The organism is Kitasatospora sp. Root107 (assembly GCF_001424875.1).
Classification (GTDB): Bacteria; Actinomycetota; Actinomycetes; order Streptomycetales; family Streptomycetaceae; genus Kitasatospora.
Map to the genome: position 1 here is coordinate 140,969 of NZ_LMCT01000056.1, position 26,458 is coordinate 167,426.

Here is a 26,458-nt window from a genome sequence, read left to right on the forward strand (position 1 = left end):
CCGCCGGGTTCCGCTGTCAGGAGCGGGGCTTGGTCGAGACCGCGACGTAGCTCACCCGCATCGGGTGCCCGGGCTCGGTGGCCGGGGTGACCGACCCGCCGAGGGCCTCCGGCAGCTTGCCGCCCACCGCCACGTTCAGGATCAGGAACAGGCCGTGGTGCACCGCCCGGTCCCAGGTCGCGGCGTCCATCTGAGCGGCCGTCACCTTGTGGTACTCCCGACCGTCCAGGTACCACCGCACCTGCTCCGCACCGGCGGTGAAGTCGACCTCGACCGCGTAGGTGTGGAAGGACTTCCGGCAGTCGGTGCACGGCCGGTCGCCCGAGCCGAGGCCCATCGGCTCCTTGCAGGGGCCGCCGTTCAGGGTGCCGCAGTGCATCGTCCCGAACACCGAGTCCCGGCCGTTGACGTGCTCCATCACGTCCAGTTCACCGATCGCGGGCCAGCCGGTGTACCCGTCCCGCAGCCCGGCCCCGAGGGTCCAGAAGGCGGGCCAGTACCCGGCCGCCGCCGGTCCGGTGACGTCGGGCAGCGCGATCGAGGCCTCGATCCGCATCACCCCGCCGGGCGGCGGCGTCAGGTCGGACCGGCGGGACTCGATCCGGCCCGAGCTCCACCGGCCGTCCGCCAGCGTGGGCACGATCTCCAGCGCGCCCTTGCCGTCCAGCCGGACGTTGGCGGTGGAGTCGGTCATCGTCTCGATCTCGCCCGTGCCCCACTGCGGAGCCGGGCAGCCGGGGTAGCAAGTACCCAGGTCGTACTGCCAGTTAGCGGCCGACGGTCGGCTGCCAGCCGGGCCGTCGAAGTCGTCCCGCAGCACCTGGGTCCAGCCGTCCGCGCCGGGAGTGCTCCGCGCGGGCAGCGCCCCGGATTCGGTCAGCAGCCGCTCCAGCCGGGGCGTGAGCACGATCGCCGCGACGTTGGTCAGGTGCGCGTCGTCGCGGTACAGCAGGATGCGCTCCAGGACGGCCGGGCAACTGCGGTCCGTGCCGGGGCAGATGACCGAGTTCACCTCCACCGACCGCACGCCCGGCAGCCGCCCGGCTGCGATCGCCTGGGCGAGCGGATCGGGCCACTGCGCCTGTTCGCGGCCGAAGGCGCAGGCCGACGGGTCCTCGGTGTGTCCGGAGACGCAGGCTGGGATGTCGGTACCGGGGATCGGGGTGTCCTGGAGATAGACGATCGGGACGCCGAGCGCGCGCAGCGGCGCGAGCGTCTTCTCCCAGGCGGTCAGCAGCAGTTGCTGGTCGGCGGTGTAGCGGTTGAGCGAGGAGACCACGATAAGCCGGGGCTTGGGTCCCTGCTGCAGCCGGGTCAGGGCGGCCGCCCGCCAGCTGTCGCACTCCCGGTAGGTTCGCCCCAACTGCGGGTTGATGACGGTGAGTTCCGGCAGCGGGCAGCCCTGCTTGACCAACTCCTCCAGCGCCCACTGCCGTTCGGCCGCAACGGCCAGCAGCGGGGAGAACCACTGGCCGGCGTGCGAGTCGCCGAGCAGCACGATCCGGTCCGGGCTGGTGGTGACGCCAAACAGGCAGGCCGGGCTGGTGGTGGCGGCCGGGGCCACCTCGCACTCGCCGTCCGGCGGGAAGTCCTTGCGTGCCTGGGCGGCGTCCGGGACCACCGGACCGCCCTTGAGCGGTGCGCCGGTCTGGGCCAGCAGCGACCTGCCGTCGGCCGCGCCGGGCGGCAGGCCGAGCGGGTCGACCGGGCCCGCCGGGCCGAGCAGCCGGAGCGTCCCGGTGCCGACCACCAGGGCCAGCACCACCGGGACGACCACTGCGGCCAGGCCCAACGAGAGCCCCCGCCTGGGCAGTTCGGAGAGGATCCGGCTGCGGCGCAGCGGCTGCTCGATCCAGTGCAGCGCCGCCATCGCGGGCAGCGCGGCGGCCGCCGTCAGGGCCACCTTCACCGGCCAGTCCAGTGCCCCGAACCGGGCCTCGACCAGCACCAGCACCGGCCAGTGCCAGAGGTAGAGGTTGTAGGAGAGCCGGCCCACCGCCCGGGGTGCCCGGGCCGACAGCAGCCGGTCCACCCCGTACCGGGTGTCCGGCACCGGGGTGACGCCGCTCCGGTCGGGCGTGCCCGCCAGGATCACGGCGGCGGTGGCCAGCGTCGGCACCAGCGCGGCGTACCCGGGGTAGGGGGTGGTGGCGTCGTAGCCGAGGGCGCACCAGCCGATCGTCAGGAGCCCCGCCCAGCCGCAGAGCACGCGCAGCGGACGCGGACCTGGCAGCTTGTGCCAGGGCAGCAGCGCGAGCAGCGCGCCGATCCCGAACTGCCAGACCCGGGACGGCGTTCCGAGGTACGCGAGCGAGACCGAGCCGTGCGTCCAGTACAGGGAGAGGCCGAAGGAACCGACCGTCAGCAGCCCGGCCAACACGGTCACGGTCGAGCGCACCGCCCGGCCGCGCCGGGTGGCCCGGGCGGCGAAGAAGACGATCACGGCCAGCAGCGGAGCCCAGCCGAGGTAGAACTGCTCCTCCACCGCGAGCGACCAGAAGTGCAGCAACGGGCTGTGCTCCCGGCCGGCCGCCAGGTAGTCGGTCTGCTGGGCCACGAAGCGCCAGTTGGCGACGGACAGCGCCGAGGCCAGCACGTCGTACTCGAGGTCGGTACGGCGCAGCGGGACGGTCAGCCAGGCTCCGGCCAGCGCGACCGCGCCGAGCACCAGCGCAGCCGAGGGCAGCAGTCGGCGAGCCCGGCGGGAGAAGAACTCCCCCAACCTGATCCGTCCGGTGGTGATCGCCTCGCGCACCAGCAGGCTGGTGATCAGGTAGCCGGAGATGACGAAGAAGACGTCCACGCCGACGAATCCGCCGGCCAGGCCGGGGACGGAGGCGTGGAAGGCGAGCACCGCGAGCACCGCCACGGCGCGCAGGCCCTCGATGTCGGGGCGGAACCCCTTGGGTCCTGGCGCCCGCTTCGGGGCGGCGGAACTGCGGGACGGTGGACCGGGAATGGTGAAGGTCTCCGGACGAAGGTCCGGAACCACGGTCGAGGACATCGGTGTGACGACCTTTCAGCCCAGCCAGGGCAGCATCGGGCTGACCCAGCCGGAGGCGAGCAGAGCGGTGAGCACGAGTACGGCGGTGGCGGCCAGCGCCTCGGGCCAGCGGCGCGGCAGCATGCCGCCGGCGGCCCGCGCCGCCCCCCAACCGACGGTCGGTCTGAGCTCGCCGATCAGGTCGCGGATCAGCGGGATGCCGATCTGGCACTGCACCGCAAGGTAGAGACCGAGGCCCCAGTTGGGAGCAACTCCGTTGCGGGCGACGGCCAGGGCCAGCCCGACCCCGGCCGCGCCGACCGAGGCGCAGAGCCAGACCAGCGACACCACGACCACCTCAGGCCGCGCTGCGGCCGCGCAGGGTGTGCCAGAAGGCGGCGCCCGCGGCCACGCTCATCAGCACGTTGGAGCGGATCACCTCGACCCGCCAGCGGGTCCGGCTGATCCGGGGCAGCAGGACGTGCCAGAGCCAGAGCGGGGCGAGCAGCGGCAGCACGTGCCAGGGCCGGATCTGGTCCGGGTACCAGAACATCATCACCAGCGGCGGCAGTGGCGCCGCGAAGATGTTCACCGCCGTGGCGAGGTAGCCGACGATGCCCTCGTAGAAGCACAGCCGCATCCGCCAGGGCGCGCGGATCCGCTTGAGTTCGGGCGTGCTGAGCAGGTGCAGGTTGCCCATCGCCCAGCGGTACTGCTGGTTGACGAAGGAAGCGAGGTTGTCCGGCGAGGTGCCCTTGGCTACCAGCACCGGGACGTACAGGGTGCGGAACCCCTGGGCGTACAGGGCGAGTCCGGTGAACAGGTCCTCGCTGTGCTCCAGCTTGGCGAAGCCGTCGGCCGCGTCGATCGCAGTCCGCCGGTAGACGGCGTTGCTGCCGCAGCAGATCGCGGCGTCGCTGGCGTCCCGGGAGGGCTGGATCCAGCGGAAGAACCACTCCTGGGCCGAACCGGCGGCGCGCTGGATCCAGCCCATCGTCTCGTCGGTGTCGAAGCACTGCGGGCTCTGCACGATGCCGGTCCTGGGGTCGGCGAAGTACGGCACCAGGTGGCGCAGGAAGTCCGGCCGGGGCGCGAAGTCGGCGTCCAGGATGGCGATGTACTCCGCCGAGCTCAGGGTGAGCGCGTGGTTCAGGTTGCCGGCCTTCTTGAGGTGCCCGCGGTTCGGGCGCACCACGTACTCGTAGCCGTACCGGGCCGCCAGGCCCGCCACCTCGGTGCGGTCACCGTCGTCCAGCACCCAGACCGTCAGCGCGTCCGGCCAGTCGATCGCCGCGACCGCCCGGTAGGCGTTCTCCAGCACGTCCAGCGGCTCCCCGCAGGTCGGCAAGTACAGGTCCACGGTGGGCAGTTCGGCCGGGTGCCAGGCGTTCACCAGCACCTCGTGGGACTGCCTGGTCAGCCGGCGCTGGCGCAGGCTGTTGACCGAGGAGAGCGCGAGCGCGACCAGGTTGAGGCCGAGGACGGCCAGGAAGGCCCAGAGAGCCGGGGTGCGCAGCGAGAAGGTGAGCATGGTCGCCGCGGTGAACACGAAGGCGAGCGAGGTGCAGATCAGCACCCAGCGGCGCTGTGGCCCGAAATACCAGTAGAGCTCCTGATCGGAAGGAGGTTGAGGAAGGTGATGCACAGTCATAAGGCCCCCACAGCCGCGTCTCTGACAGCAGACGGGGGTACAGTAGCGCAATTGGTATAGACCATTGGACCAGCGACCAAGGGGTGGATGACCGGCCGGCCGGAGTACCCACGGCCGGTGATCAGTGCACCCTGCGGACCGGTGCGCGGCGGGAATCAGCAGGTCATCGCCGGATTAACAGTCCGCCAACTTCGGCCCGGGGCCCGGCCGGACGGCGCTCGCGGCGCACTCGTCCGCCACCGCCGTTCGCATGCTGTGCATCTCGCGAAGGCAGACGTTCATCCAGCCGCCCACGGACGACACACCGATGTCACAGTCCGTCACCGACGGAGGTCAGTGCCCGCCACGCGGCCGATTGCAGCCACCCTCGACGTACACACCGTGCGCCTCGACCACGACCGGCGGGCCGACCTTGCCGGTGATGCACGGGCCGACCCCGGGGAGCATGAAGGTGAAGCCCAACGCGCCCGCCGACCCTTCGACGAGGTGCTCCCGCCTCGGATATCCGAGCCCCGCGAGGACGTCGTAGACGTCGTCCGCGCCGAGCGACGCCTTGGCCGCCCGGAGGGTCAGGGCGGCAGTGATCCGCTTGGCGTGGGCCCCGCCCCGGCACTCCGCCTCCGGGGTCATCCGCACGGTGGTCAGATAGGCGTGGTTCTCCGCGTGCTTGGCCTGCTCCGGGTCCGGACTGCTGCTCCCGCCCGGCTTCGTGCTCGGCGTCGTGCTCGGCGTCGTACTCGGACCTGACGCCACGTCGGCGCAGGCCGCCGCCACCTCGGGGAACGCCCGGTCGTGCTCCGCCTTCGCGAGCTTCAGCTGTTCCTCGTACGAGGACACCGGGGACGGCACGGCAGGCCTGCTCGCCGTAGGTCCGTCCGCCGCAGGAACGCTCCCACAGCCGGCCAGCACCAGCATCCCGACCAGCACCGCAGGCACAGCTCGCCTCACCGGAAGCCCCCGTCTCTCGTTCAGGCCATTGTCCCGTCGGCCCACCCACCGGTCATGAGTATCCGTACTCATGACCGGCGGGCAGGCCGTGGGGTCGGTCAGTAGGGCTTGACCAGGACGTGCGCGGCACCGGGGATGCCGACCTTCAACAGCTCGTCCTCCTCGGGCGTGGTCGGCGTGCCGGTCTCCTGCTTGAGCACCGCCCGGGAGATGTTCTGCACCCACATCGCGCGCGGGCGGCGGCGGGCCTCCCAGGCGGCCAGCGCGGCGGGGACGTCGGTCGCCGCATCCAGGGACTGGGCCAGCACCAGGGCGTCCTCGACGGCCATCGCCGCGCCCTGGGCGATGTGCGGGGTGGAGGCGTGCGCGGCGTCGCCGGCCAGCACCACCCGGCCCACGTGCCAGGGCTCCTCGACCGTCACCTGGGAGATCCGCGAGTAGACCACCGCAGCCGGGTCGGTGACCTGGGTGAGCGCCTCGGCGACCGGTCCACCGAAGGCGGCGAGCCGCTCGGCCAGCTGCTGGTGGGCCCGCTCCGGGTCAGGACGGAAGTCCTCGGACTCGGCGAATACCGCACCCAGGTACATCAGTTCCTCGGTGATCGGCGTCAGCAGCGCCTTGGCGGTCCGGTCGCCGGTGCTCATCACCACGCCCTGCACCTCGCTCTGCCGGGGCACGGTGACCCGCCAGTTGGCGAAGCCGGTGTACTCGGGCGCGTAGCGCTCGCCGTACAGCCGCTGCCGCAGCGGGGAGCCGATGCCGTCGAAGCCGACCACCAGGTCCCAGCGCCCGGTGCTGCCGTCGGAGAGGGTGACCTCCACCCCCGCGCCGTCGTCGGCCAGTTCGGTGATGGTGGTGCCGAAGCTGATCTCGGCACCCGCCACGACGGCGGCCGCGCCGAGCACCGCGGCCAGCGCGGGGCGCGGGATGCCGTTGCAGGCCGGCCCGTCGGCCATCCGGGGCTGCGGGATCTTGGCCAGGGTGTTGCCGACCGGGTCGTTGATGGTCAGGGTGTCCCACTCGAAGCCCGCCGCCAGGCAGTCGGCGAGCACGCCGATCTCGCCCATCACGTGCAGGGCGTTGGAGGGCTGGATGATGCCGACGCCGAGGGCGTCCAGCTCGCCGCGCAGCTCGGCGACGCGGACCAGGTGGCCGCGCTGGGCGAGCGCGGTGGCCAGCGTGAGGCCGCCGATGCCGCCGCCGTGGATCAGGACGCGCAGGGGTGTTGCCATGTCAGGTCTCTCCGGGGGAGGTATGGGGCGAGGTCGGGGTGTTGGTCAGCCGACGGGAGCGGGCTCGGGCAGGGCCATCAGGTGGTCGACCAGGGCGAGCAGCGCGTCCCGGCCGAACGCCCGCTCGCGGACGTCGCCGATCAGCAGCGGGATCCCCGGGTCGAGGTCGAGCGCGGCCCTGATCTCCTGCGCGGTCCGGGTGTTGTGGCCGTGGAAGCAGTTGATCGCGACCACGAACGGGATGCCCCGGCTCTCGAAGAAGTCGATCGAGGCGAAGCTGCTCTCCAGCCGGCGGGTGTCGGCGATCACCACGCCGCCGAGCGCCCCGTTGACCAGGTCGTTCCACATGAACCAGAACCGCTCCTGGCCCGGCGTGCCGAACAGGTAGACCACCAGCTCGGGGCTGACCGTGATCCGGCCGAAGTCCAGGGCCACCGTGGTGGTGTCCTTCTGGTCGATGCCCGAGAGGTCGTCCACGCTCTCGCCGGCCCGGGTCAGGTACTCCTCGGTGCGCAGCGGGGCGACCTCGCTGACCGCGCCGACCATGGTGGTCTTGCCCACGCCGAAGCCGCCCGCGATCAGGATCTTCACGGCGGCCTGGGCCACCTGGCTGTCTGTCATCTCACTCACAGGGGGTGTCGCGACCAGCCGCGCGGCGGGGGCCGGCGGCCGGTCGGTGGGGCGGGAGGTGAAAGGGGGTTCTGAACTGCTGGGGATTAAGGGCGGTTTGGTGCCCATAAGTGCCCACGAGTCGCGTTTTCGATCATGGCCTGTTGGGTCGACGGGTCGATTGTCGGTGGCATGTGTGAGGGTGGTGGCACCGGCTGGGAGGGGGAGGGCGTGACGGGGTCGAAGAGGAAGCTGCGGCGGATCGACGTGCCGTTCGTTTCTCTTGGCCCGTCGGGTGTGACGGTCCGCGACCGGCTCAAGGGCCTCGCGTCCGGGGATGAGAAGGTGTTGCGGCTGGTCGGTGCGCATGTGGGGGCGCTGGCGTCGGAGGACCTGAAGGTGCGCTGCGCGGACGGCCTGGACCACAGCAACGGGACGTGGGCCGCGCGTAAGCGTGACCTGACGGTGCGGTCGTCGTCGCGGTGGGCGGGGAGTGTCACCAAGGCCACGCATGACCAGTGGGCGCTGTCGCGTCGCGGCCTGGCCGCGCACCTGGACTCGTTGGATGCGGGTATCCGGATGCTGCGGCACCGCCTGTCGCTGCCGGTCGGGCAGAAGGGCACCAAGCGGTCCCCGGGTGGTTACCGCTCCAGGCACGAGTGGTTCGTCAAGTCCCGTCGGCTCGCGGCGCTGGAGGAACGGCTCGCGGCTGCCCGGGCCGATCGTGAGGCCGGTGTCGTGCATGTGGTGCGCGGCGGACGGAAGTTGCTGAACACCCGGCACAACCTGGTTGCCGCGAACCTGACCGAAGCCGAGTGGCGTCAGCGGTGGGAGGCGGCGCGGTGGTTCCTGTCCGCTGACGGGGAGTCGGGTAAACGCTTTGGGAACGAGACGATCCGGGTCACACCCGATGGTGAGGTGAGCATCAAGCTGCCCGGCCCGCTCGCGCAGTACACCAACGCCAAGAGCGGACGGTACGTCCTCGCGGCGAAGGTGTCGTTCCCGCACCGGGGCACCGAGTGGGCCGACCGGATCGGGAACAACCGGGCGGTCGCCTACCGCATCCACTACGACGTCGCACGCGGCCGCTGGTACCTCGACGCGGCATGGACCAGGCCCGTCGTCCAGACCGTGCCGCTGGCCACCGCCCGCGCCCAGGGCATGGTCGGCGTGGACACCAACGCGGACCACTTCGCCGCCTGGCAGTTGGACGTCCACGGCAACCCCTTCGGCGACCCGCGCCGCTTCCCCTACGACCTGAGCGGGTCGGCGGATCACCGCGATGCTCAGATCCGACACGCCATCACCCGCCTCCTCCACTGGGCCAAGAGGAGAGGTGTCGCGGCGATCGGCCTGGAGAACCTGGACTTCACCGCCGAGAAGACCCGCGAGAAGCACGGCCGCAAGAAGCGCTTCCGCCAGCTGATCTCCGGCATTCCCACCGGCAAACTCCGCGCCCGGCTCGTCTCGATGGCCGCCGAGAGCGGCCTGGCGATCGTCGCGGTCGATCCCGCCTACACCAGCGTGTGGGGTGCGCAGCACTGGCAGAGGCCACTCGCCACGCCGCGACGCACCACCACCCGGCACGACAGCGCCGCTGTCGCTATCGGACGACGCGCCCTCGGACACCCGATCCGGCGACGGACGGCACCGCCCCACCACGACCAGAGCGATCGTCGTGGGCATCGGACCGTCCAGGCCGAACCAGGTGACCGGGGGCGTGAGGGAACCCGCCGCCCCGTCACGGACCGTGCACACGATGCACGCAGCCGGACGGGGACAACGAGAACGCGGGCGACCAGCGCACCCAAAACCGTTCGGGATGCGCGCAGTGCCACGACGTGGGTTCAAGACTCACTCCTGCTCACTGATTAGGAACGGTCAGAGCCGCCGCAGGCCTTCGCGGACGGCGGTCAGCAGGCCGAGGTCCGTACGGCCGCCGACGGCGACCGCGAGCGGCGCCCGCGCGAGCAGCAGGCCCTGGGACACCAGGTCGGCGACCAGGATCTTGGCCAGCGAGACCGGCAGCCGCAGTTCGGCGGCCACCTCGGCCAGGGCCGCGGAACGCCGACATCGCTCCAGCACCACCCGGTGCTCGGGCTGCAGCCCGCGCGCCGACGGCCGGACCGGGGCCCCGAACTCGTCGCTCTGCTCCCGGACCGTGGTCAGCACCGTGATCAGGCTGAAGTCGTCCCGCTCCGGGGCCGTGCGGCCCCGGGTCACGGTGTACGGACGCACCATCGAGTCGGCGGCGTCCTCCTCGGCCTCGTCGGCCACCGGGTCCCGGTACCAGTGCGGCGGCGAGGTCACCCCCGACCACCACCACGGGCCCCGAAGGCGTCGAAGTCGCCGCGGGCCGGGGTGCTGAGCTTCTGGCCGACCTGCTGCACCAGCTTGTGCATGGCCAGCGACATCACCTCGGCGTCGACCTCCTGGGAGGCGGTCACCGCCAGGTGGGTGCCCTGGCCGGCCGTGATGATGAACAGCCACAGCTCGGCCAGTTCGACGATGACCTGGTGCACCGGACCGCCGTCGAAGAGCTGTCCGACGCCACGCGCCAGGCTCTGCTGCCCGGTGGCGACGGCGGCCAGGCGCTCCGCGTCCGCGCGGTCGATGGTCCGCGAGTGACTGACCACCAGGCCGTCGTCGGAGAGCAGCACGGCGTTTCTGGTCCCGGGCACCGAGTCCACGAGGCCGTCGAGCAGCCAGTCGAGATCCTGATGGGTGGCGGTGGTGCGCGTCATGACCGGTCTTCCGTCGTAGGGGTGGGCAGATCCTGCCCGCTGTCGTCGAGCGGCGCCGCCGGGTTCTCCCGGGCGGCCCTGGAGCGCCGCTGGAACGCTCCGATCGCTGCTCCGGCCCGTCGGGGGGCCGGTCGGAGCAGCGGGTTCTCGTCCCAACGGGGCGGCTTCGGGCGGGTGTTCGACTCCGTCGGGGCGAGCCGCAGCTCGTCCACCAGGCTGGCCTGCCGGACCCGGCGCGGCAGCGGCGGCTCCGCCTCCGGCTCGGCGGGCGTCCGGGACTGCTGCTGGTACGGCAGGCCGCTGTAGCCGTGCTCGGCCGACGGGAACGGGTCGGCGGCGGGGAACGGAAGGGCCGCCGGGAACGGGTCCGCCGTCGGGAAGGGGTCCGGCTGCGGGAACGGGCCTGCCTGCGGGAACGGGTCGCCGTACAGCTCGGGCCGGTACGGCCCGTCCTGCCGCGGTTCCGGCCCGCCGTACGGCAGTTCGGCCACCGGACGGTACGACTCCTGGCCGCTCTGCACCGCGCGGGGCAGTTCGGGAGCGGTCGCCCTGGCCAGCGCCTCACCCCGCGAGCGGGTCGGCAGCACCTCGGCGGAGGTGACGTCCGGCACCGCGTGCACGCCGGGCGGGCCGACCAGCAGGGTGTCCGGCAGCAGCAGGATCGCCCGGGTGCCGCCGAAGGCGGACTGCCGGAACTCGACCCGCAGCCCGTGCTGGGCGGCCAGCCGGGCGATCACGTGGAAGCCGAGCCGGATGTCCTCGGTCCTGGCCAGCACGTCCAGCCGCGGCGGACGGCTCATCAGGTCGTTGGCGGCGGCCAGCTGCTCCTCGTCCATGCCGAGGCCGCGGTCCTCCACCTCGATCGCCAGGCCCCGGCCGACCGTGCCGGCCCGGACCTCCACCGGGGTCGGCGGCGGCGAGAAGCTCAGTGCGTTCTCTACCAGCTCGGCGACCACGTGCGCGACCGGGCCGACCGCCCGCTCGGACAGCCAAGGGCTGCCGTCCAGGTCGAGCACCACCCGGGTGTAGTCCTGCACCTCGCCCTGGGCGGCGCGCAGCACGTCCAGCAGCGGTACCGGCTTCCGCCAGCGCCGGTGCGGGGTACCGCCGGCCAGGATGACCAGGTTCTCCTCGTAACGGCGCAGCCGGGCGGTCAGGTGGTCGAGGTCGAACAGACCCTCCAGCACCTCTGGGTCCTCGTGCCGTCGCTCCAGCTCGTCCAGCTTGCGCAGCTGCTGACCGATCAGCAGCTGGGTCCGGCGGGCGATCCGCTGCAGCAGCTTCTCGAAGCCGCGGTGCTGGTCGGCCTGCCGGACGGCCGCCGCGATCGCGCTGGCGCGGGCCAGGTTGAGCGCCTGGCCGAGCCGGGCGAGCTCGTCCCCGGTGCCCTGCGGCTCCTGCTCGATGGCGGCCGCCTCGGCCGCCAGGTCGATCTGCTCGCCCTGGGCCAGCCGCTCCACCACCTCGGGCAGGCTGCGCTCCAACTGCTCGGCCTGCTCCTGGAGTTCGGTGATCCGGCGACGCATCGAGCGGGTCAGCCGCCAGGTGGTGACGATCACCGCGATGACCGCGAACAGGCCGATCACGCTGGTCAGCACCACGGTCAGCAGCAGATGGGTGATCGAGCCGAGGCCGACCTCGACCACACCGCTGGTCCTGCTCTCCATCAGGGCGACCAGCTTGGGTGTCAGCTGGTCCATCGCCTGACGCCACTTCTGCTGGTTCGGCGCCAGCGGCACGGTGCCGGCGCCGTCGGCTGCGGTGGGCTTCAGCAGGGACTGCTCGACCTCGGTCTTGGCCTGCCAGGCCGGGCTGCTGACGATCTCCTGCCACATCGCCGCCTCGGCCGGCTTCAGGTAGGGAACCACCTCGGTGCCATAGCGGAACGGCTGCTCGTGCACCGCCTGCTGGACCTGCTGGTAGTCCTGGACCGAGAGCCGTCCGACCGGCCAGCCACGGGCCAGCAGCGCATCCGAACGGGAGATCATCTCCTTGGTCCAGAACAGCGCGACCAGCGGCTGCGAGATCGTGGTGACCTTGCCGTCGTCGACGTGGCTGAGCGCGCCGAACAGCCGCAGGTCGACCGCGATCAGGTCGGTGTAGTAGCGGTAGACGGTCGCCTGCCGGTCGGCCGAGCCGCCCTCGTCCACGGCGGCCCGCTGCGAGTCGAGCTGCCCCATCGCCTGCCGGGCCTGGACCACCGCGTCGCGTACCTCGGTGGGAGCGTCGTCGGTGGCGATGTCGGACAGCTTCTGGAAGGTGCTGATCGCCTCGTCGGTCTTGCGCCGCTGCTCGCGCAGCTTGTCGGTGACGCTGCCGGGCTTGGCGATCGACTCGGCGCTGAGCCGGCGCTCCTCCTGGAGGTTGTAGTACACGATGTTGGACGGCTGGCCGGCCTGCTGGGCCAACTGCCCCTGGGCGGCCATCCGCTGGAAGTTGACGAAGGTCTCACCCGTCGTCACCGCCCAGAGGGCGGCCAACGCGAGACCGGGGACGATGGCCAGGGTCAGCAGTGCGGACCGCAGTGACAACCGGGACCGGCGGCGGCCGGCCCGGCCACTCCGTCGGGCTGCCGTGGGGGGCGACGACTCGGCCGCCGACCCCTGGTTCGTTGGGGCGATCCGCCGAGACGCACGCGCGCGCAGGGCATTCTCCTTGGAGACGGCGGCGGTCGCGAAGGACCGACCTTGTCCGATAAGAACATTGACGGATGGATATTAGTCATAGCGAATAACAACCACGAAACCTCGCGCCAAAGTTCACGGGCCGTCACATTCTTCCCACCCTTTGTTCGTTCACCGGCCATCCCACCGCCGACTTCGCGCCCCCGGATCGCCATTCGATCCCACTGCCGCACGTCAGCGCTGGTCAGCCCACCCCTGAGGGGCCGTCACCCTCGACCCGCCCACCCCTTCCGCACCTCGCTCCACCGACCGGCCATGGGTCTGCCGGCCCCCGACCGCCGCCATCCGCCCGTAACTCGCCGTGCACATGCCTCGGCCGGGTCACCCCGGGCGGTGGGCGGTGACCAACCAGGCCGCGCTGCGCAGCCGGACGGCGCCGTCCCGCTCGTGACCACGCAGCACGGCGACCAGATCGGCCCGGGCCCGCTCCCGATCCACCGGGCCGACCTGGCCTGTCAGGTGGCGGCCCGGTCCTGAGTCGAGCAGGAAGTCCGCCACCTCCTCCGCGCCACTCCCCCAGGTCCCGTACGCCTCGACCCCCGCCACCGCGATGCCGGTGAACCCGGCAGCGGCCAGCACCTCCCGCACCCGGCCGGAGTCCGCCAGCGAGAACATGCCCGGCCCGCCCGGCGTACCGAAACCGCCGGTCGGCAGATGGGCGCCGAGTGCCGCCATCGCCTGGAGCCACTCGTTGCGCTCGGCAGCCGCGGAGCAGACGAACGCGAGCCGGCCACCTGGGCGCAGCGCACGGGCGATGTTGGCGAAGGCGGCCACCGGGTCGGCGAAGAACATCACGCCGAAGCGGCTGATCGCGGCATCGAAGGCGGCGGGGTCGAGTGGGTGGGTCTGGGCGTCCGCCTGCTCGAATTCGACGTTGGCCACCTTCTCCTGGCGGGCGGACTCCCGGGCGCGGGCCAGCATCGGCGCGGAGAGGTCCAGCCCCAGGGCGCTCCCGTGCCCGGCCCGGCGCGCGGCCAGGCGGGTGGTGCTGCCGGCTCCGCACCCGATGTCCAGTACGTGGTCCCCCGCTCCCACGGCGGCGGCGGTGAGCAGCGGCTCGTCGAAGCCCGCGTTCACGGCGTCCCAACGGTCCTGGTGCTGGGCCCAGTGAGCCCCTTCATGGCCGTTCCAGGCCTGGTGCTGTTCGACATTGGCAGTGGTTCGCACGGATCCGCCTCCTGCTGGCTGGGCGCCCGAGGTTAGTATGGGCGCTTGCCCAAACAGTATGGGCGCTTGCCCAAACTGACAATCCCTCAGGAGAGATCTCATGTCACCGCGTGGAGTGGCGATCCCCGACATCCGCGAGCGCCTGTTCACCGCAGCCGAGCAGGTACTGACCCGCGAAGGCCCCGGCGCCCTGACCAGCCGGGCCATCACCGGCGAGGCCGGCTGCGCCAAGGGCATGCTGCACGCCCACTTCGCCGGACTCGACGAGTTCGTCGCCGAGTTGGTCCTCGACCGCTTCGCCCGGGCCGCCCACCAGGCCGAAGGCCTCCAGCACCGGGTCGGCCAGGCAACCGTCCCCGAGAACCTCCGCGGCGTCGCCCTCGCCCTGCTGTCCTCCGCTGGCCCCACCCTGGCCGGCCTCGCCCTCACCCGCCCCGGCGCCTCCGAGCAGATCCGGCAGGCCCTGTCGGCCGGCGCCCCCGGCTTCGCCACCGTCCAGGACGCGATCACCGCCTACCTCGACCGCGAACAGCAGCACGGCCGCCTCCCCGCCACCGACACCGCCACCATCGCCCTGGCCCTGGTCGGCACCGTCCACCATCTGCTGATGACCGGTCAGAGCGGCACCCCGGACGCCCACGACCGGATCGAGCGCCTCACCACCCTGCTCGGCGCCACCGGCCCCGGCCGCTAGAGCCAGGCCACCAGGTGCGGCAGTCCGTTGCTGGGGTCGTCCGCAGCGGCTGCCGGCGGGCGCAGTTCGACCAGCTTGACCGGAACCGCGTCCGGCACCAGATCGATCCGGTGGATCGACTCGATGCCGTCGACGGCCGACAGATAGGCCAGCGCCTTGCCGTCCGGGGACAGCACCGCCCCCGAGACGAACTGCTTCTCGGCCGGTAGCAGCGCCGCCACGCCCTCGACCCGGCCGAAGTCGGCCGCGAACCCGACGCGGTAGAGGTTGTCCCTTGTCCCGCAGAGCAGTTGGCGGCCGTCGAGCCAGAGCCTGGGGAAGCAGCCGAGCGGCACCTGCTCCGAACCGGGCACGGCCTGGTAGCCCGGCGTGGCCGCACCGAGCACCAGCGGTTCCACGATGCCGTCGGCGTCCCCGGCCACCTGGTCGGCGCGCCACAGGACCGCGTGCTGCTGGGCGTACCCGGCCGCCACCTCGCCGCCGGGGGCGACCGAGATGCCCTCGGCCTTGGTGTCGAACGGGCGTCCCAGCCATGGGCGGTCGCCGTGCAGGGCGAAGTCCTCGCCTGGCGCCGTCCCCCGGATGACCGGGTCGGCACCGTGCACGGCGAGATCACGGCTGGTCAGCTTCCGGCCCGCAGTCTCGTACCAGAGAACGGAGGAGCCCTCCTGGAAGAGCGGTCGGCGGTCCTCGCCCGGTCCGTCCGCCGGCGCAGTGGAGCCCGCCTGCCCGCCGGGCAGGGTGAACGCGGCCGCCCGCTTCATCGCGCCCTCGCTCGGTGCCAGGGTCCCGGCGATCAGCGAGAAGTCGGCGTTGAACGCCTGCCGGTCGGCGGTCGCCGAGACGGTGGCGCTCAGGGTCGGTTCGCAGAGGGTGGCGCTGGTGGCCCGGTCCGGCAGGGTGGCGATCCGGCTGGCCTCCTCCCTGCCGTCGGTGGCGGACAGGGCGGTGACGGTCACCACGTGCACCTTGCCGTCCGCCATGGTCGGCGACGGCGCAGCCCACTGCTCGCAGGTGGCGACCACCAACCGGCCGGGCCCCGCGAGCGGCGGCCCGGCGGGCGCCGCGTCGGCGCCTCCGCCAGGACTCGTACAACCGCTCAGCACCAGGATGGTCGTGGCGAGCAACGCGGCGGCCGGGACGGCGCATCTGCGGGTAGGCGGGCGTACGGTCACTGCTCTCCTCGAGCTCGGCCTGATGTGATCATCGGACGGTATCCGAACACGCCGTCAGCTACGCGAGGATTCAGGACGGTGAGCGTGACCGGCGTACGGAGTTCTGGAGCCTCGCCCTGACCTGATCCCGCACCGCCGTACGAACCGGCACGATCATATTCGGTCTCTTGCGGTCCTTTGCTCCGGCGGCCGACCGAACTCCGTAATCATGATCCTCGGAAGCCGTCAGCCGGTCTGGGGGGATCTGTCAGTGTTTGCCACACCGCTCACCGTGCCGCCGTTCCACGTCTCGTAGCGCAGGCACGCGCTCTCACCCGCGTCAGGTGCACCGGCCGGACAGGCCGGTTCGCCTGACGCGCTTTTGCGGTGAACTCGCGCCCCGGCAGGCCCGGCGGGCGCCTTTCCTCGAGGAGTAGCCTTGCCCGACCTGGAAGCACCACCCGCGCCGCAGTTGAGCCTGTCCACGCAGGCGGCCAGGCAGCTGGCCACCACCACCAAGTCCGAACCACAGATGCAGGGCATCACCTCCCGCAACCTGCTGCGGGCGATGCCCTGGGTGGACGTCGCCGCCGGCACCTACCGGGTCAACCGGCGGCTGACCCTGCGGACCGGTGCCGGGCGGGTGCTCTTCGTTCAGCAGGGCGCCGACCAAGTCCGGGTCGTACCGGCCTCGTTGGACGCGCTCCCCGCCCTGCGCGACTACCCCGACCAGGACGTACTCGCCGAGATCGCCGCCCGGTTCGAGCCCCGGCACATCCGGCCCGGCGACCTCCTCGCCGAACAGGGACAGCCGGTCGAGGAGGTCTTCCTGATCGCCCACGGCCGGCTCGAACGGATCGTCGCCGGGAAGTACGGCGAGGCCCAACTGCTGGGCATGGTCACCGACGGCGCCCACCTGGGCGACGAGGCCCACCTGCGTCCCGGAGCCGAATGGTCGGCCACCCTCAGGGCCGCCACCGAGGCCACCGTCCTCGCACTGCCCTGGGCCGGGTACCGGGAGATCCTCGACCGCACGCCCTCCCTCCGGGCACACGCCGACGCCTTCCGGGCCCGCGCGAAGCGCGCCGTGAACCGCAAGGGCGAGGCCGAGATCGAGCTGAGCGCCGGTCACCGGGGTGAACCACAGCTGCCCACCACCTTCGTCGACTACGAACTCGCGCCCAGGGAGTACGAGCTGTCGCTCGCTCAGACCGTGCTCCAGGTCCACACCCGGGTCGCGGACCTCTACAACGACCCGATGGACCAGCTGCAGCAGCAGCTGCGGCTGACCGTGGAGGAGCTCCGCGAGCGGCAGGAACACGAGATCGTCAACAACCGCGAGTTCGGCCTGCTGCACAACGCCGCCTACGAGCAGCGGATCTCCACCCGCAGCGGCCCACCCACCCCCGACGACCTCGACCAGCTGCTCGCCATGCGCCGCTCCACCCACGCGTTCTTCGCCCATCCCAAGGTGATCGCGGCGTTCTTCGCCGAGTGCAACAAGCGCGGCCTCTACCCAGACCCCGCCGAGGTCAACGGCCGTACGGTGCCCGCCTGGCGCAACGTACCGATCTACCCCTGCTCCAAGATCCCGGTCTCCGACACCCACACCTCCACCATCATGGCGATGCGCTTCGGCGAGAAGGAGCAGGGCGTCATCGGCCTGCGACCGCAGGAGCTGCCCGAAGAGGTGGAGTCCGGGCTGAACGTCCGTTTCATGGGCATGAACCAACAGGCCGTCATGCGCTACCTGGTCACCGCCTACTTCTCCGCCGCCGTCCTGGTCCCCGACGCTCTCGGGCTGCTCGAGAACTGCCAGATCGGGGCAGCGGCGTGATCGACTCCACCGACCTGCAGCGCATCCTGCGCGGCCCCAGCGGCCTGGGCACCCAGAGCCTCTACCTGACTCAGCCGCCAGCGGCCACCGTCCCGGCCTCGGAGCCGTCCGAGCAGGGCCGCCCGGCGCCAGGCGACCCGGTCCCCGGCCTCTACCACCACCCCGTCGCCGAGCCCGACCCCGTCCGGGTCGAGGAGGTCAGCCGGCGCATCAAGGCCTGGGCCGTGGAGGAGGTCCAGCTCTTTCCCCCGGAGTGGGAGGACCAGTTCGACGGCTTCGCCCTCGGCAGTTACATGACGGTCTGTCACCCCGACGCCCCCACCGTCGACCACCTGATGATCGCCACCCGCCTGATGGCCGCCGAGAACGTCCTCGACGACACCTACTGCGAGGACCACGGCGGCTCCCCGGTCGGCCTCGGCGGACGCCTGCTGCTCGCCCACACCGCACTCGACGACCTCCACACCACCCCCGAGTACCGGCCCGCCTGGGAGGAGTCCCTACAGGCCGACGCTCCCCGGCGGGCCTACCGCTCCGCCATGCAGTACTTCACCGAGGCCGCCACCCCGTCCCAGGCCGACCGCTACCGCCACGACATGGCCCGGCTGCACATGGGCTACCTCGCCGAGGCGGCCTGGGACCAGACCGAGTACGTCCCGCAGGTGTGGGAGTACCTGGCGATGCGTCAGTTCAACAGCTTCCGGCCCTGCCCCACCCTCACCGACACCATCGGCGGCTACGAACTGGCCGCCGAACTGCACGCCCAGCCGGCCCTGCAACGCGTCATCGCCCTCGCGGCCAACGCGACCACCGTGATGAACGACCTCTACTCGTACACCAAGGAACTCGCCAGCCCGGGGCTGCACGTCAACCTGCCCGTGGTGCTGGCCCACCACGAGAACCTCACCGACCGCGAGGCGTACCTCAAGGCCGTCCGGATCCACAACGACCTGATGCACGCCTTCGAGGCCGAGGCCGCCGCACTCGCCGCCGCCTGCCCCGTCCCGACTCTGCTGCGCTACCTGCGCGGCGTCGCGGTCTGGATCGACGGCAACCACCACTGGCACCGGACCAACACCTACCGCTACACCCTTCCCGATTTCTGGTAGCCCAAGAGGAGAAACCCCATGACCACCACCGTTCCCAACGCCGCCATCCCCGCTCCCGCCACCAGCTACCAGGGCGACATCGCCCGCTACTGGGACCACGAGGCCCGCCCGGTCAATCTGCGCCTCGGCGACGTCGACGGCCTCTACCACCACCACTACGGCATCGGCGACGTCGACCACGCCGCCCTGGAGGCGGGCCCGGACGCCGAGCGCGAGGAGCGGCTCGTCACCGAGCTGCACCGCCTGGAGTCCGCCCAGACCGACGTCCTGCTGGACCACCTCGGTCCGATCCGCGCCGAGGACACCCTGGTCGACGCCGGCTGCGGCCGCGGCGGCTCCATGGTGATGGCCCATCAGCGTTTCAACTGCACCGTCGAGGGCGTCACCCTCTCCGCCAAGCAGGCCGACTTCGGCAACCAGCGCGCCCGCGACCTCGGCATCGACCACGCCGTCCGCGCCCGGGTCGCCAACATGCTCCACATGCCGTTCGAGACCGGCCAGGCCGCCGCCTCCTGGAACAACGAGTCCAGCATGTACGTGGACCTCGAGGACCTCTTCGCCGAGCACGCCCGCGTACTCGCCCAGGGCGGCCGCTACGTGACCATCACCGGCTGCTGGAACCCCGTCTACGGCCAGCCGTCCAAGTGGGTCTCCCAGATCAACGCCCACTTCGAGTGCAACATCCACTCCCGCCGCGAGTACCTCCGCGCGATGGCCGACAACCGCCTCGTACCCCAGACCATCATCGACCTGACCCCCGCGACCCTGCCCTACTGGGAGCTCCGCGCCACCTCCTCGCTGGTCACCGGCATCGAGGAGGCCTTCATCAACTCCTACAAGGACGGCTCCTTCCAGTACCTCCTGATCGCGGCCGACCGCGTCTGACCTACGGTCAGGCGCCCTCCGGGCACGGAAGCCGGTTCCTCCTCGGACGGCTTCCGTGCCCGTCCGTTCCCATTACCCGGGCAACCTTCATGCCGCTCAGCACCACGGTGCGCCCCCACAACTCCGCAGGCCAGAAAGCTCCTCCCCGCGTGCACGGGTATGGATGAGAGCGTGATCTCCAAGGAACGCGCCGCCGAGCTTGTCGAGTCCCACCCGCCTCTGCTGTTGCCCTTGGCGCGGGCTGGAATCTCCCCCTGGGGGAGCTCATAGCGTTCCTCTCGGCGCCGCAGGGTGCGGCTGCCGAGAAGGGGTGTGTGTCATGGCTACGTTCGTACTGGTGCCCGGTCTGTTCATGGGGGCGTGGGCGTGGGAGGCGGTGGCCGCCGAGCTGGAGGCCAAGGGACACCGGGCGGTGGCGGTCAGCCTGCCTGGGCTGGCGGAGCGCGCGGGGGATGACGCGTCGACGGTCGGACTGGCGTCGCACGCGGACGCGGTGGCGGAGGTGCTCGCCGCTGAGGGCCCGGGAACGGTGCTTGTGGCGCACAGCTACGGCGCGTTTCCATGCGTCGCGGCGGTGGACCGGCGGCCGGAGCTGGTGTCGCGGCTGGTGTTCGTGGACACCGGCTCCCCGGAGACGGGCGAGTCGGTGGTGCTGACGATGCCGCAACTGGACCTGCCGACGGCGGTGGCGGGGGACGCGGTTCCGGCGCCGAAGGAGATCCCGGCGGTGCACGGCGTGCCGGAGGCGGAGCACGAGCGCTGGCTCCGCCTGGCCACCCCGCAGCCGGTTCGGACGGTCACCGAGCCCGTCGAGCTGACGGGCGACTGGCTGCGGGTGCCAACCACCGGGGTGTTCTGCCTGTCGAGCGGGTTGAGCGTGGAGTTCGCCCGTTCGCTGCATGCCACCGGGATGCCCCGCTTTGCGAAGCTGGCCGAGCCCGGCGTGACCTTCTTCGAACTGCCGACCGGTCATTACCCGATGCTGTCCGCGCCGCTGGAGCTGGCCGAGGTACTGGAGCGCGCCGCCGGCGGTGGAGGCCGCAGCCTTTACGACAGCTGACCGGGGATGACGTTGAGCGGCTGTGCGACTGCGCGAGCCATCCCGTACGGGTTTGAGAGCGGCCATGCTGCCGGTCGGAATCACGGCGGGCCTGGGTGCTGCGGCAGCGTTCGGGACCGGTGCCATCCGCCTTGGCGCCGGGCAGTCGCCGCGGGGGCGTACCTTCACGGGGCTGATGGAGTTTTCGCTGTGGAGTGCGCTGGTCGGCGCGTCGTTCGCCATGTGGGTGGTCGTGGCGGCGATCAGCGGACGGCTGCTGCGTATGCGCTGGCGCGATGCGGCCCCCCTCCAATCCACCGCCGCTGGACGGAAAGTGGCGACTGCAGGCGCTCCTGATCGTCGGACTGTGGGATGTCCAGGTCCGGTTGTTTCGGCTCGACCGGAGCCTCCCGGCCGAGCCGGGCTGCCCGCTCCCGGCAGGACTGCTGGACGCACTGGACCAGGAGTGGCGGGCAGCCCAGACTTCCCGCCCTCGTACTTGCTGATGTACGGCGCGTTCTTCAGTGCGGTCTTCGCGTTCGTCTTCATGCCGGTGGCCATGCAGTGGCGCTCGGTCACGGTACAGCTGGTCAACTCGGTCGCGCCGGTACCCGAGGCGGCGAACCTCGACGACAAGTGGCTGGCCAGGCGCTCGCACCTCACCACCTTCCTGCGCCTTGACCTCTCCCTCCCCAAGCTCCTAGCCCCTGCTCTGGGCATCCTCGCCCCGCTGGCGACGAGCGCTCTGAGTCTCGTGCTCCCGAGCAGCTAGAGCCTCTGCGATGGTGTTATCACCGCCATGGTGGTCAGGCTGGCGCATTGGCGGGCCAGGCTCCGCACTGCCGGTAAGACGTGAAAGGACCAGGCCGGGGAAATGCAGCCCGTGCGCTTCGGGGCGCGCTGTGGCCGGCGCGATCACGCGGTGCCTGTGGCAACCGGTAGCCGCCCCTGGCTGGAGAACGCCCGCGTGGCTCGCGGCGCCAAGGCTGCTGACCGTGTTCTCAGAGGGCGGCGGAGGAACGGCCCATCGCCGGCGCGGCCCGTCACACGTCACGCGATCGACCACTCTTGACGATGACTTCCGCACCGGCGGGAGGAGGTGTGCTGCGTGTTCTTCCCGCCGTACGGTCCTCGGTGCGGGACGATGCGGACGAAAGGGTAGAAAAGCCAAGCGAGGAAGAAAGGTCGGACGTGCCCGGCAGCGAGAGCGAAAACCCAGCGATTCCCTCCCCCACCCCCGCATCGACCCGGCCCAGGACGAACCGGGACTGGTGGCCCGCCCAGCTGGACCTCCAGGTGTTGCACCAGCACTCGTCCCGTTCCAATCCGATGGAGGAGGACTTCGACTACGCGACGGAGTTCGCCACCCTTGACGTCGACGCGCTGAAGCGGGACGTCATCGAGCTGATGACGAAGTCTCAGGACTGGTGGCCCGCCGACTACGGCCACTACGGGCCGTTGTTCATCCGGATGAGCTGGCACGCCGCCGGCACGTACCGCATCGCGGACGGCCGAGGCGGCGGCGGCAGCGGCGCGCAGCGCTTCGCTCCGCTCAACAGCTGGCCGGACAACGCCAGTCTGGACAAGGCGCGGCGGCTGCTGTGGCCGGTCAAGCAGAAGTACGGCCGGAAGATCTCATGGGCCGACCTCCTCGTGTTCGCCGGCAACTGCGCCATGGAGTCCATGGGATTCAGGACGTTCGGCTTCGGCTTCGGACGCGAGGACATCTGGGAGCCCGAGGAGATCTTCTGGGGACCCGAGGACACCTGGCTCGGCGATGAGCGCTACAGCGGCGACCGTGACCTCGCCCGTCCGTTCGGCGCTGTGCAGATGGGGCTGATCTACGTGAATCCGGAGGGCCCGAACGGCAATCCGGACCCACTGTCCGCCGCCCGCGACATCCGGGAGACCTTCGGGCGCATGGCGATGAACGACGAGGAGACCGTCGCGCTCATCATCGGCGGCCACACGTTCGGCAAGTGCCACGGCGCCGTCGACCCGTCCTACCTCGGCCCGGAACCCGAGGCCGCCCCGCTCGAGCAGCAGGGCCTGGGCTGGCACAACACGTACGGCAGCGGCAAGGGCGCCGACGCGCTCACCAGCGGGCTCGAGGGCGCGTGGACCAGCGAGCCGACGAGGTGGGACAACGGCTATCTGGACAACCTGTTCCGGTACGACTGGGAGCTGACCACCAGCCCCGCCGGGGCCCGCCAGTGGAAGCCCACCGACCCCGCGGCGCAGGACACCGTGCCGGACGCGCACGACCCGTCGAAGCGGCACGCCCCGATGATGCTGACGACGGACCTCGCGCTGCGCAAGGATCCGGTCTACGAGCCGATCTGCCGGCGCTTCCACGAGAACCCGGACCAGCTCGCCGAGGCGTTCGCCAAGGCCTGGTACAAGCTGCTGCACCGCGACATGGGCCCGGTCCCCCGCTACCTCGGACCGTGGGTTCCCGAACCGCAGTTGTGGCAGGACCCGGTCCCCGAAGTCGATCACGAACTGGTCGCGGACCAGGACATCGCCGCCCTCAAGGACCGGATCATCGGCTCCGGCCTGAGCATTCCGCAGCTGGTCACCACGGCGTGGGCAGCGGCGGCGAGCTTCCGCGGCACCGACAAGCGCGGCGGGGCCAACGGGGCGCGGATCCGGCTGGCGCCGCAGAAGGACTGGGAGGTCAACGACCTGCCCGAGGTGGCCGAGACGGTGCGGCGACTGGGGGAGATCCAGCGGGACTTCAACGGCGCGCAGACCGGCGGCAAGAAGGTCTCGCTCGCCGACCTGCTCGTCCTCGGCGGCTGCGCAGCGCTCGAGCGGGCCGCGCGCAACGCCGGGCACGCCGTCACGGTCCCGTTCGCGCCGGGGCGCACGGACGCCTCGCAGGAACAGACCGACGTGGAGTCGTTCGCCGTGCTCGAACCGCCGGCGGACGGGTTCCGCAACTACCTGCGCCCCGGCGAGAAGCTGTCGCCGGAGACCCTGCTGCTCGACCGGGCGAACCTGCTGACGCTGACCGCGCCCGAGCTGACGGTCCTGGTCGGCGGCATGCGGGTGCTGGACGCCGGGTTCCGGGGTTCCCCGCACGGAGTCTTCACACGGCGTCCGCAGGCGCTGACCACGGACTTCTTCGTCAACGTGCTCGACATGGGCACGGAGTGGAAGGCGTCGGAGTCGGAAGCGAACGTCTTCGAGGGGCGGGACCGAGCGACGGGCGAGGTGAGGTGGACGGCCACCGCCGTCGACCTCGTCTTCGGATCGCACTCCCAGCTGCGCGCCATTGCCGAGGTCTACGGTGCCGGGGACTCCGACGAGAAGTTCGTGCGCGACTTCGTGGCGGCGTGGGACAAGGTGATGAACCTCGACCGGTTCGACCTGCGCTGAGCGGCCGAACGGCTGTGCGGCGGTGCCCGGTCGGCCCCTGTGGGCCGACCGGGCACACGATCCGGCGCTCGCGACGTGACGGGCCGTCAGCCGCGAGGAGGGCGCCTCAGCGGAGGCAGCGGCAGAGGCCGTGGCGGCGCTGCGCGAGGGTGGACGTACGCTGGGCGTCCCCATGCACATCCGAGGCGTGGACATCATGGCCGAGGAGAGCGATCGTGGCACAGGGACGCAGTGGCATCAAAGGTGCCCGGATCGGTTCGGGGCCGATGGGTGAGTCCGAGCGGGGTGAACTCGCCCCGCGCAGAAGGGTGTCGTTCTGGTGCGCCAACGGCCACCACACCCAGCCCAGCTTCGCGATCGAGGCCGTGCCCCCGGAGACGTGGGACTGCCCCAAGTGCGGTCTGCCCGCCGGCCCCGACCCCGACCAGGCGCCTGACTCCTCAGGAAAAGCGCCCTACAAGACGCACCTGGGCTACGTCCGGCAACGCCGCACCCAGGAAGACGGCGAGATCCTGCTCAACGAAGCACTGGCCAAGCTGCGCGGGACCGTCTGACCGCCGGGACGCCGCCGCGATCCGGCACGGTGACCGGTCGCCGCCCCGCCCGGCCGGCTTCGGGGGGGGGTAGCCGGCGTCCTCAGCGTGCTCACCGCTGAGGAGGTCGAGATCGGGCCGCAGGTACGGACCACGGCGCTGCTCGACCCGGATTCAGCGAGCTCTCCTGGGTCCCGGTGACGGTGTCGGAGGCCGGCGTGCGCGAGATCGGTACTGATAAACCGCGCGGGCTGTCCACGGTCTGACGTGCAGCGATGCAGATCCTCGGGCTACTGGGGTCATGGGGTTCAGGGTCGGGGCCGCTGGTTCGCCGCAGACCGCTCCACTGTGCGCCTCGGTCGTGGCGAGCATCTTGTCGAGGATGCTCGCCACGGCAAGGTCTGATCACCAGTCAGCGAGGGGTGGGCCGGCCGTCGTAGTCGGCGGTGCCCGCGTCGAGGAGCGGCGTTTCCTGAGGGTGCTTCATGTGGGCCGGGGCCAGCACGCGCAGCACGTGATAGCCCGTCAGGACGATCAGGGTGCCGAGCGCGATGCCGCTCAGCTCGAAGGTGTCGGTGAACTCGAGGGTGACGTTGCCGATGCCGATGATGACGCCTGCCGCCACCGGGACCAGGTGCAGAGGGTTGGCGAGGTCGACCCGGTTGTTGACCCAGATCTGGGCGCCGAGCAGGCCGATCATCCCGTACAGCACCACCGTGATCCCGCCCAGCACCCCGCCAGGGATGGCCGCGACCACCGCTCCGAACTTCGGGCACAGGCCGAACAGGATCGCGAAGCCAGCCGCGCACCAGTACGCCGCAGTCGAGTACACCCGCGTCGCCGCCATCACCCCGATGTTCTCGGCGTACGTCGTCGTCGCCGGGCCGCCGACCGCCGTCGACATGACGGTGGCGGCGCCGTCGGCCATGATCGCGACGCCCATCCGGTCGTCCAACTGATCGCCCGTCATCTCCCCCACCGCCTTCACGTGACCGGCGTTCTCCGCGATCAGTGCCACCACCACCGGCAGCGCGACCAGCACCGCCGAGAGCGAGAAGCTCGGCGCGTGGAGAGACGGCAGGCCGATCCAGTCCGCGTGCTCGACGCCCGACAGATCGAGCCGCCAGTGATCGGTGACCTGGCCCGCGCCGTTCGCCGAGTGGATCTGCCCGAAGACCCGGTCGAGCACCCAGGAGATCCCGTACCCGAAGACCAGCCCGAGGAAGATCGCGATCCGCGACCAGAAACCGCGCAACGCCACCAGCGCGAACCCGGTGAAGAACATGGTGAGCAGCGCCGCCCACTGGTCCTGCGGCCAGTACGTCCCGGCCGCCACCGGCGCCAGGTTGAAGCCGATCAGCATCACCACCGCACCGGTCACCACCGGCGGCAGAACAGCGTGGATCACCCGAGCACCCAGCGCCTGCACCGCCGCACCACACGCCGCCAGCACCGCACCGACCACCAGCAGCGCACCGGTCAGCGTCGCCGCGTCGCCGCCCTGGGTCTTGATCACTGCCGCGACACCGACGAAGGAGAGGCTGCTGCCCAGGTAGCTCGGAATCCGACCACCCGTCACCAACAGGAAGAAGACGGTCGCCACACCCGACACCATCACCGCGAGGTTCGGATCCAGCCCCATCAGCACCGGCGCGACGAAGGTCGCCCCGAACATCGCCACCACGTGCTGCGCCCCGAGCCCGACGGTCCGCCCCCAGGACAGCCGCTCATCAGGCCGCACCACCGCCCCCGGCCCCGGGCTCCGGCCGTCCCCGTGCAGCTTCCACCCGAAGCTCGCCATGGTCACA

19 protein-coding genes and 1 pseudogene are annotated in these 26,458 nt (G+C 71.4%); 9 read left to right on the plus strand and 11 right to left on the minus strand.

The genetic code is table 11. The features are described 5' to 3' along the window. Positions 1-16 precede the first annotated feature (16 nt). From ASC99_RS30920 to ASC99_RS30940, 5 genes and pseudogenes are all read right to left on the minus strand, one after another. Positions 17-3,004 (minus strand): acyltransferase family protein, encoded by a 2,988-nt coding sequence (locus ASC99_RS30920; RefSeq protein ID WP_082598775.1) that lies wholly within the window; start codon positions 3,002-3,004, stop codon positions 17-19. Positions 3,005-3,019: 15 nt separating this feature from the next. Beyond that, a pseudogene (locus ASC99_RS30925) lies at positions 3,020-4,634 on the minus strand (glycosyltransferase). A gap of 333 nt (positions 4,635-4,967) precedes the next feature. Then, a complete protein-coding gene (locus ASC99_RS30930; RefSeq protein ID WP_057238297.1) occupies positions 4,968-5,483 on the minus strand; it encodes a hypothetical protein in 516 nt (171 codons plus the stop codon). Between the two features lie 197 nt (positions 5,484-5,680). Next, on the minus strand, positions 5,681-6,814 hold the full coding sequence (locus tag ASC99_RS30935) for an FAD-dependent monooxygenase (RefSeq protein WP_057238298.1): 1,134 nt from the start codon (positions 6,812-6,814) through the stop codon (positions 5,681-5,683). A 45-nt stretch (positions 6,815-6,859) separates the two neighbouring features. Further along, entirely contained in the window at positions 6,860-7,435 is a 576-nt protein-coding gene (locus tag ASC99_RS30940) for an ATP/GTP-binding protein (protein WP_057238299.1), read from the minus strand. A 219-nt stretch (positions 7,436-7,654) separates the two neighbouring features. On the opposite strand from ASC99_RS30940, the gene ASC99_RS30945 reads away from it, so the two are divergent. Continuing rightward, complete coding sequence (locus ASC99_RS30945) at positions 7,655-9,298, plus strand: transposase (protein ID WP_157531873.1); 1,644 nt, start codon at positions 7,655-7,657, stop codon at positions 9,296-9,298. 6 nt (positions 9,299-9,304) lie between these two features. On the opposite strand, the gene ASC99_RS30950 is transcribed toward ASC99_RS30945, so the two are convergent. The 4 genes from ASC99_RS30950 to ASC99_RS30965 all read right to left on the minus strand — a co-directional run bounded on the left by ASC99_RS30950 (position 9,305) and on the right by ASC99_RS30965 (position 14,018). Next, on the minus strand, positions 9,305-9,733 hold the full coding sequence (locus ASC99_RS30950) for a DUF742 domain-containing protein (RefSeq protein ID WP_369824232.1): 429 nt from the start codon (positions 9,731-9,733) through the stop codon (positions 9,305-9,307). Then, positions 9,730-10,167: a roadblock/LC7 domain-containing protein gene (locus ASC99_RS30955; protein ID WP_057238300.1), complete on the minus strand. Its 438-nt coding sequence runs from the start codon at positions 10,165-10,167 to the stop codon at positions 9,730-9,732. Before ASC99_RS30955 ends, ASC99_RS30950 begins: the two co-directional genes overlap by 4 nt. Continuing rightward, positions 10,164-12,698, minus strand: a complete 2,535-nt coding sequence (locus tag ASC99_RS30960) for a nitrate- and nitrite sensing domain-containing protein (RefSeq protein ID WP_063857244.1) — start codon at positions 12,696-12,698, stop codon at positions 10,164-10,166. Before ASC99_RS30960 ends, ASC99_RS30955 begins: the two co-directional genes overlap by 4 nt. A 474-nt stretch (positions 12,699-13,172) precedes the next feature. Continuing rightward, positions 13,173-14,018 (minus strand): class I SAM-dependent methyltransferase, encoded by an 846-nt coding sequence (locus tag ASC99_RS30965; protein ID WP_057238301.1) that lies wholly within the window; start codon positions 14,016-14,018, stop codon positions 13,173-13,175. 100 nt (positions 14,019-14,118) lie between these two features. Here ASC99_RS30965 and ASC99_RS30970 point away from each other — a divergent pair, with 100 nt between their 5' ends. Then, positions 14,119-14,712 carry a TetR/AcrR family transcriptional regulator gene (locus tag ASC99_RS30970; protein ID WP_057238304.1) on the plus strand — a complete coding sequence of 198 codons (594 nt, stop codon included), beginning with the start codon at positions 14,119-14,121 and terminating at the stop codon, positions 14,710-14,712. On the opposite strand, the gene ASC99_RS30975 is transcribed toward ASC99_RS30970, so the two are convergent. After that, a complete protein-coding gene (locus tag ASC99_RS30975) occupies positions 14,709-15,887 on the minus strand; it encodes a hypothetical protein (protein ID WP_157531874.1) in 1,179 nt (392 codons plus the stop codon). The two genes, ASC99_RS30970 and ASC99_RS30975, sit on opposite strands and share 4 nt — an antisense overlap. A gap of 418 nt (positions 15,888-16,305) precedes the next feature. Between ASC99_RS30975 and ASC99_RS30980 the strand changes: the two genes are divergently transcribed. From ASC99_RS30980 to ASC99_RS31010, 7 genes are all read left to right on the plus strand, one after another. Beyond that, complete coding sequence (locus ASC99_RS30980; RefSeq protein WP_057238309.1) at positions 16,306-17,703, plus strand: family 2B encapsulin nanocompartment shell protein; 1,398 nt, start codon at positions 16,306-16,308, stop codon at positions 17,701-17,703. Continuing rightward, complete coding sequence (locus ASC99_RS30985) at positions 17,700-18,812, plus strand: family 2 encapsulin nanocompartment cargo protein terpene cyclase (RefSeq protein ID WP_369824233.1); 1,113 nt, start codon at positions 17,700-17,702, stop codon at positions 18,810-18,812. Before ASC99_RS30980 ends, ASC99_RS30985 begins: the two co-directional genes overlap by 4 nt. 18 nt (positions 18,813-18,830) lie before the next feature. Further along, a complete protein-coding gene (locus tag ASC99_RS30990) occupies positions 18,831-19,697 on the plus strand; it encodes a geranyl diphosphate 2-C-methyltransferase (protein ID WP_057238311.1) in 867 nt (288 codons plus the stop codon). A 319-nt stretch (positions 19,698-20,016) separates the two neighbouring features. Then, a complete protein-coding gene (locus tag ASC99_RS30995) occupies positions 20,017-20,757 on the plus strand; it encodes an alpha/beta fold hydrolase (RefSeq protein WP_057238313.1) in 741 nt (246 codons plus the stop codon). Between the two features lie 445 nt (positions 20,758-21,202). Beyond that, positions 21,203-21,508, plus strand: coding sequence for a hypothetical protein (locus tag ASC99_RS31000; protein ID WP_057238315.1), 306 nt, complete (start codon positions 21,203-21,205; stop codon positions 21,506-21,508). Positions 21,509-21,927: 419 nt separating this feature from the next. Further along, entirely contained in the window at positions 21,928-24,117 is a 2,190-nt protein-coding gene (katG, locus tag ASC99_RS31005; RefSeq protein WP_057238316.1) for a catalase/peroxidase HPI, read from the plus strand. A gap of 215 nt (positions 24,118-24,332) precedes the next feature. Beyond that, positions 24,333-24,671 carry an RNA polymerase-binding protein RbpA gene (locus ASC99_RS31010; protein WP_082598778.1) on the plus strand — a complete coding sequence of 113 codons (339 nt, stop codon included), beginning with the start codon at positions 24,333-24,335 and terminating at the stop codon, positions 24,669-24,671. A 391-nt stretch (positions 24,672-25,062) separates the two neighbouring features. Here ASC99_RS31010 and ASC99_RS31015 read toward each other — a convergent pair whose 3' ends face one another. Continuing rightward, positions 25,063-26,451, minus strand: a complete 1,389-nt coding sequence (locus ASC99_RS31015) for a uracil-xanthine permease family protein (protein WP_057238319.1) — start codon at positions 26,449-26,451, stop codon at positions 25,063-25,065. Positions 26,452-26,458: the final 7 nt, after the last annotated feature.

What these genes read in the sequence shown, in the direction of transcription:
- ASC99_RS30920 (WP_082598775.1), bottom strand. Translation starts at nt 3,004, where the DNA reads ATGTCCTCGACCGTGGTTCCGGACCTTCGTCCGGAGACCTTCACCATT.
- ASC99_RS30935 (WP_057238298.1), bottom strand. Translation starts at nt 6,814, where the DNA reads ATGGCAACACCCCTGCGCGTCCTGATCCACGGCGGCGGCATCGGCGGC.
- ASC99_RS30940 (WP_057238299.1), bottom strand. Translation starts at nt 7,435, where the DNA reads ATGACAGACAGCCAGGTGGCCCAGGCCGCCGTGAAGATCCTGATCGCG.
- ASC99_RS30955 (WP_057238300.1), bottom strand. Translation starts at nt 10,167, where the DNA reads ATGACGCGCACCACCGCCACCCATCAGGATCTCGACTGGCTGCTCGAC.
- ASC99_RS30970 (WP_057238304.1), top strand. Translation starts at nt 14,119, where the DNA reads ATGTCACCGCGTGGAGTGGCGATCCCCGACATCCGCGAGCGCCTGTTC.
- ASC99_RS30990 (WP_057238311.1), top strand. Translation starts at nt 18,831, where the DNA reads ATGACCACCACCGTTCCCAACGCCGCCATCCCCGCTCCCGCCACCAGC.
- ASC99_RS30995 (WP_057238313.1), top strand. Translation starts at nt 20,017, where the DNA reads ATGGCTACGTTCGTACTGGTGCCCGGTCTGTTCATGGGGGCGTGGGCG.
- ASC99_RS31015 (WP_057238319.1), bottom strand. Translation starts at nt 26,451, where the DNA reads ATGGCGAGCTTCGGGTGGAAGCTGCACGGGGACGGCCGGAGCCCGGGG.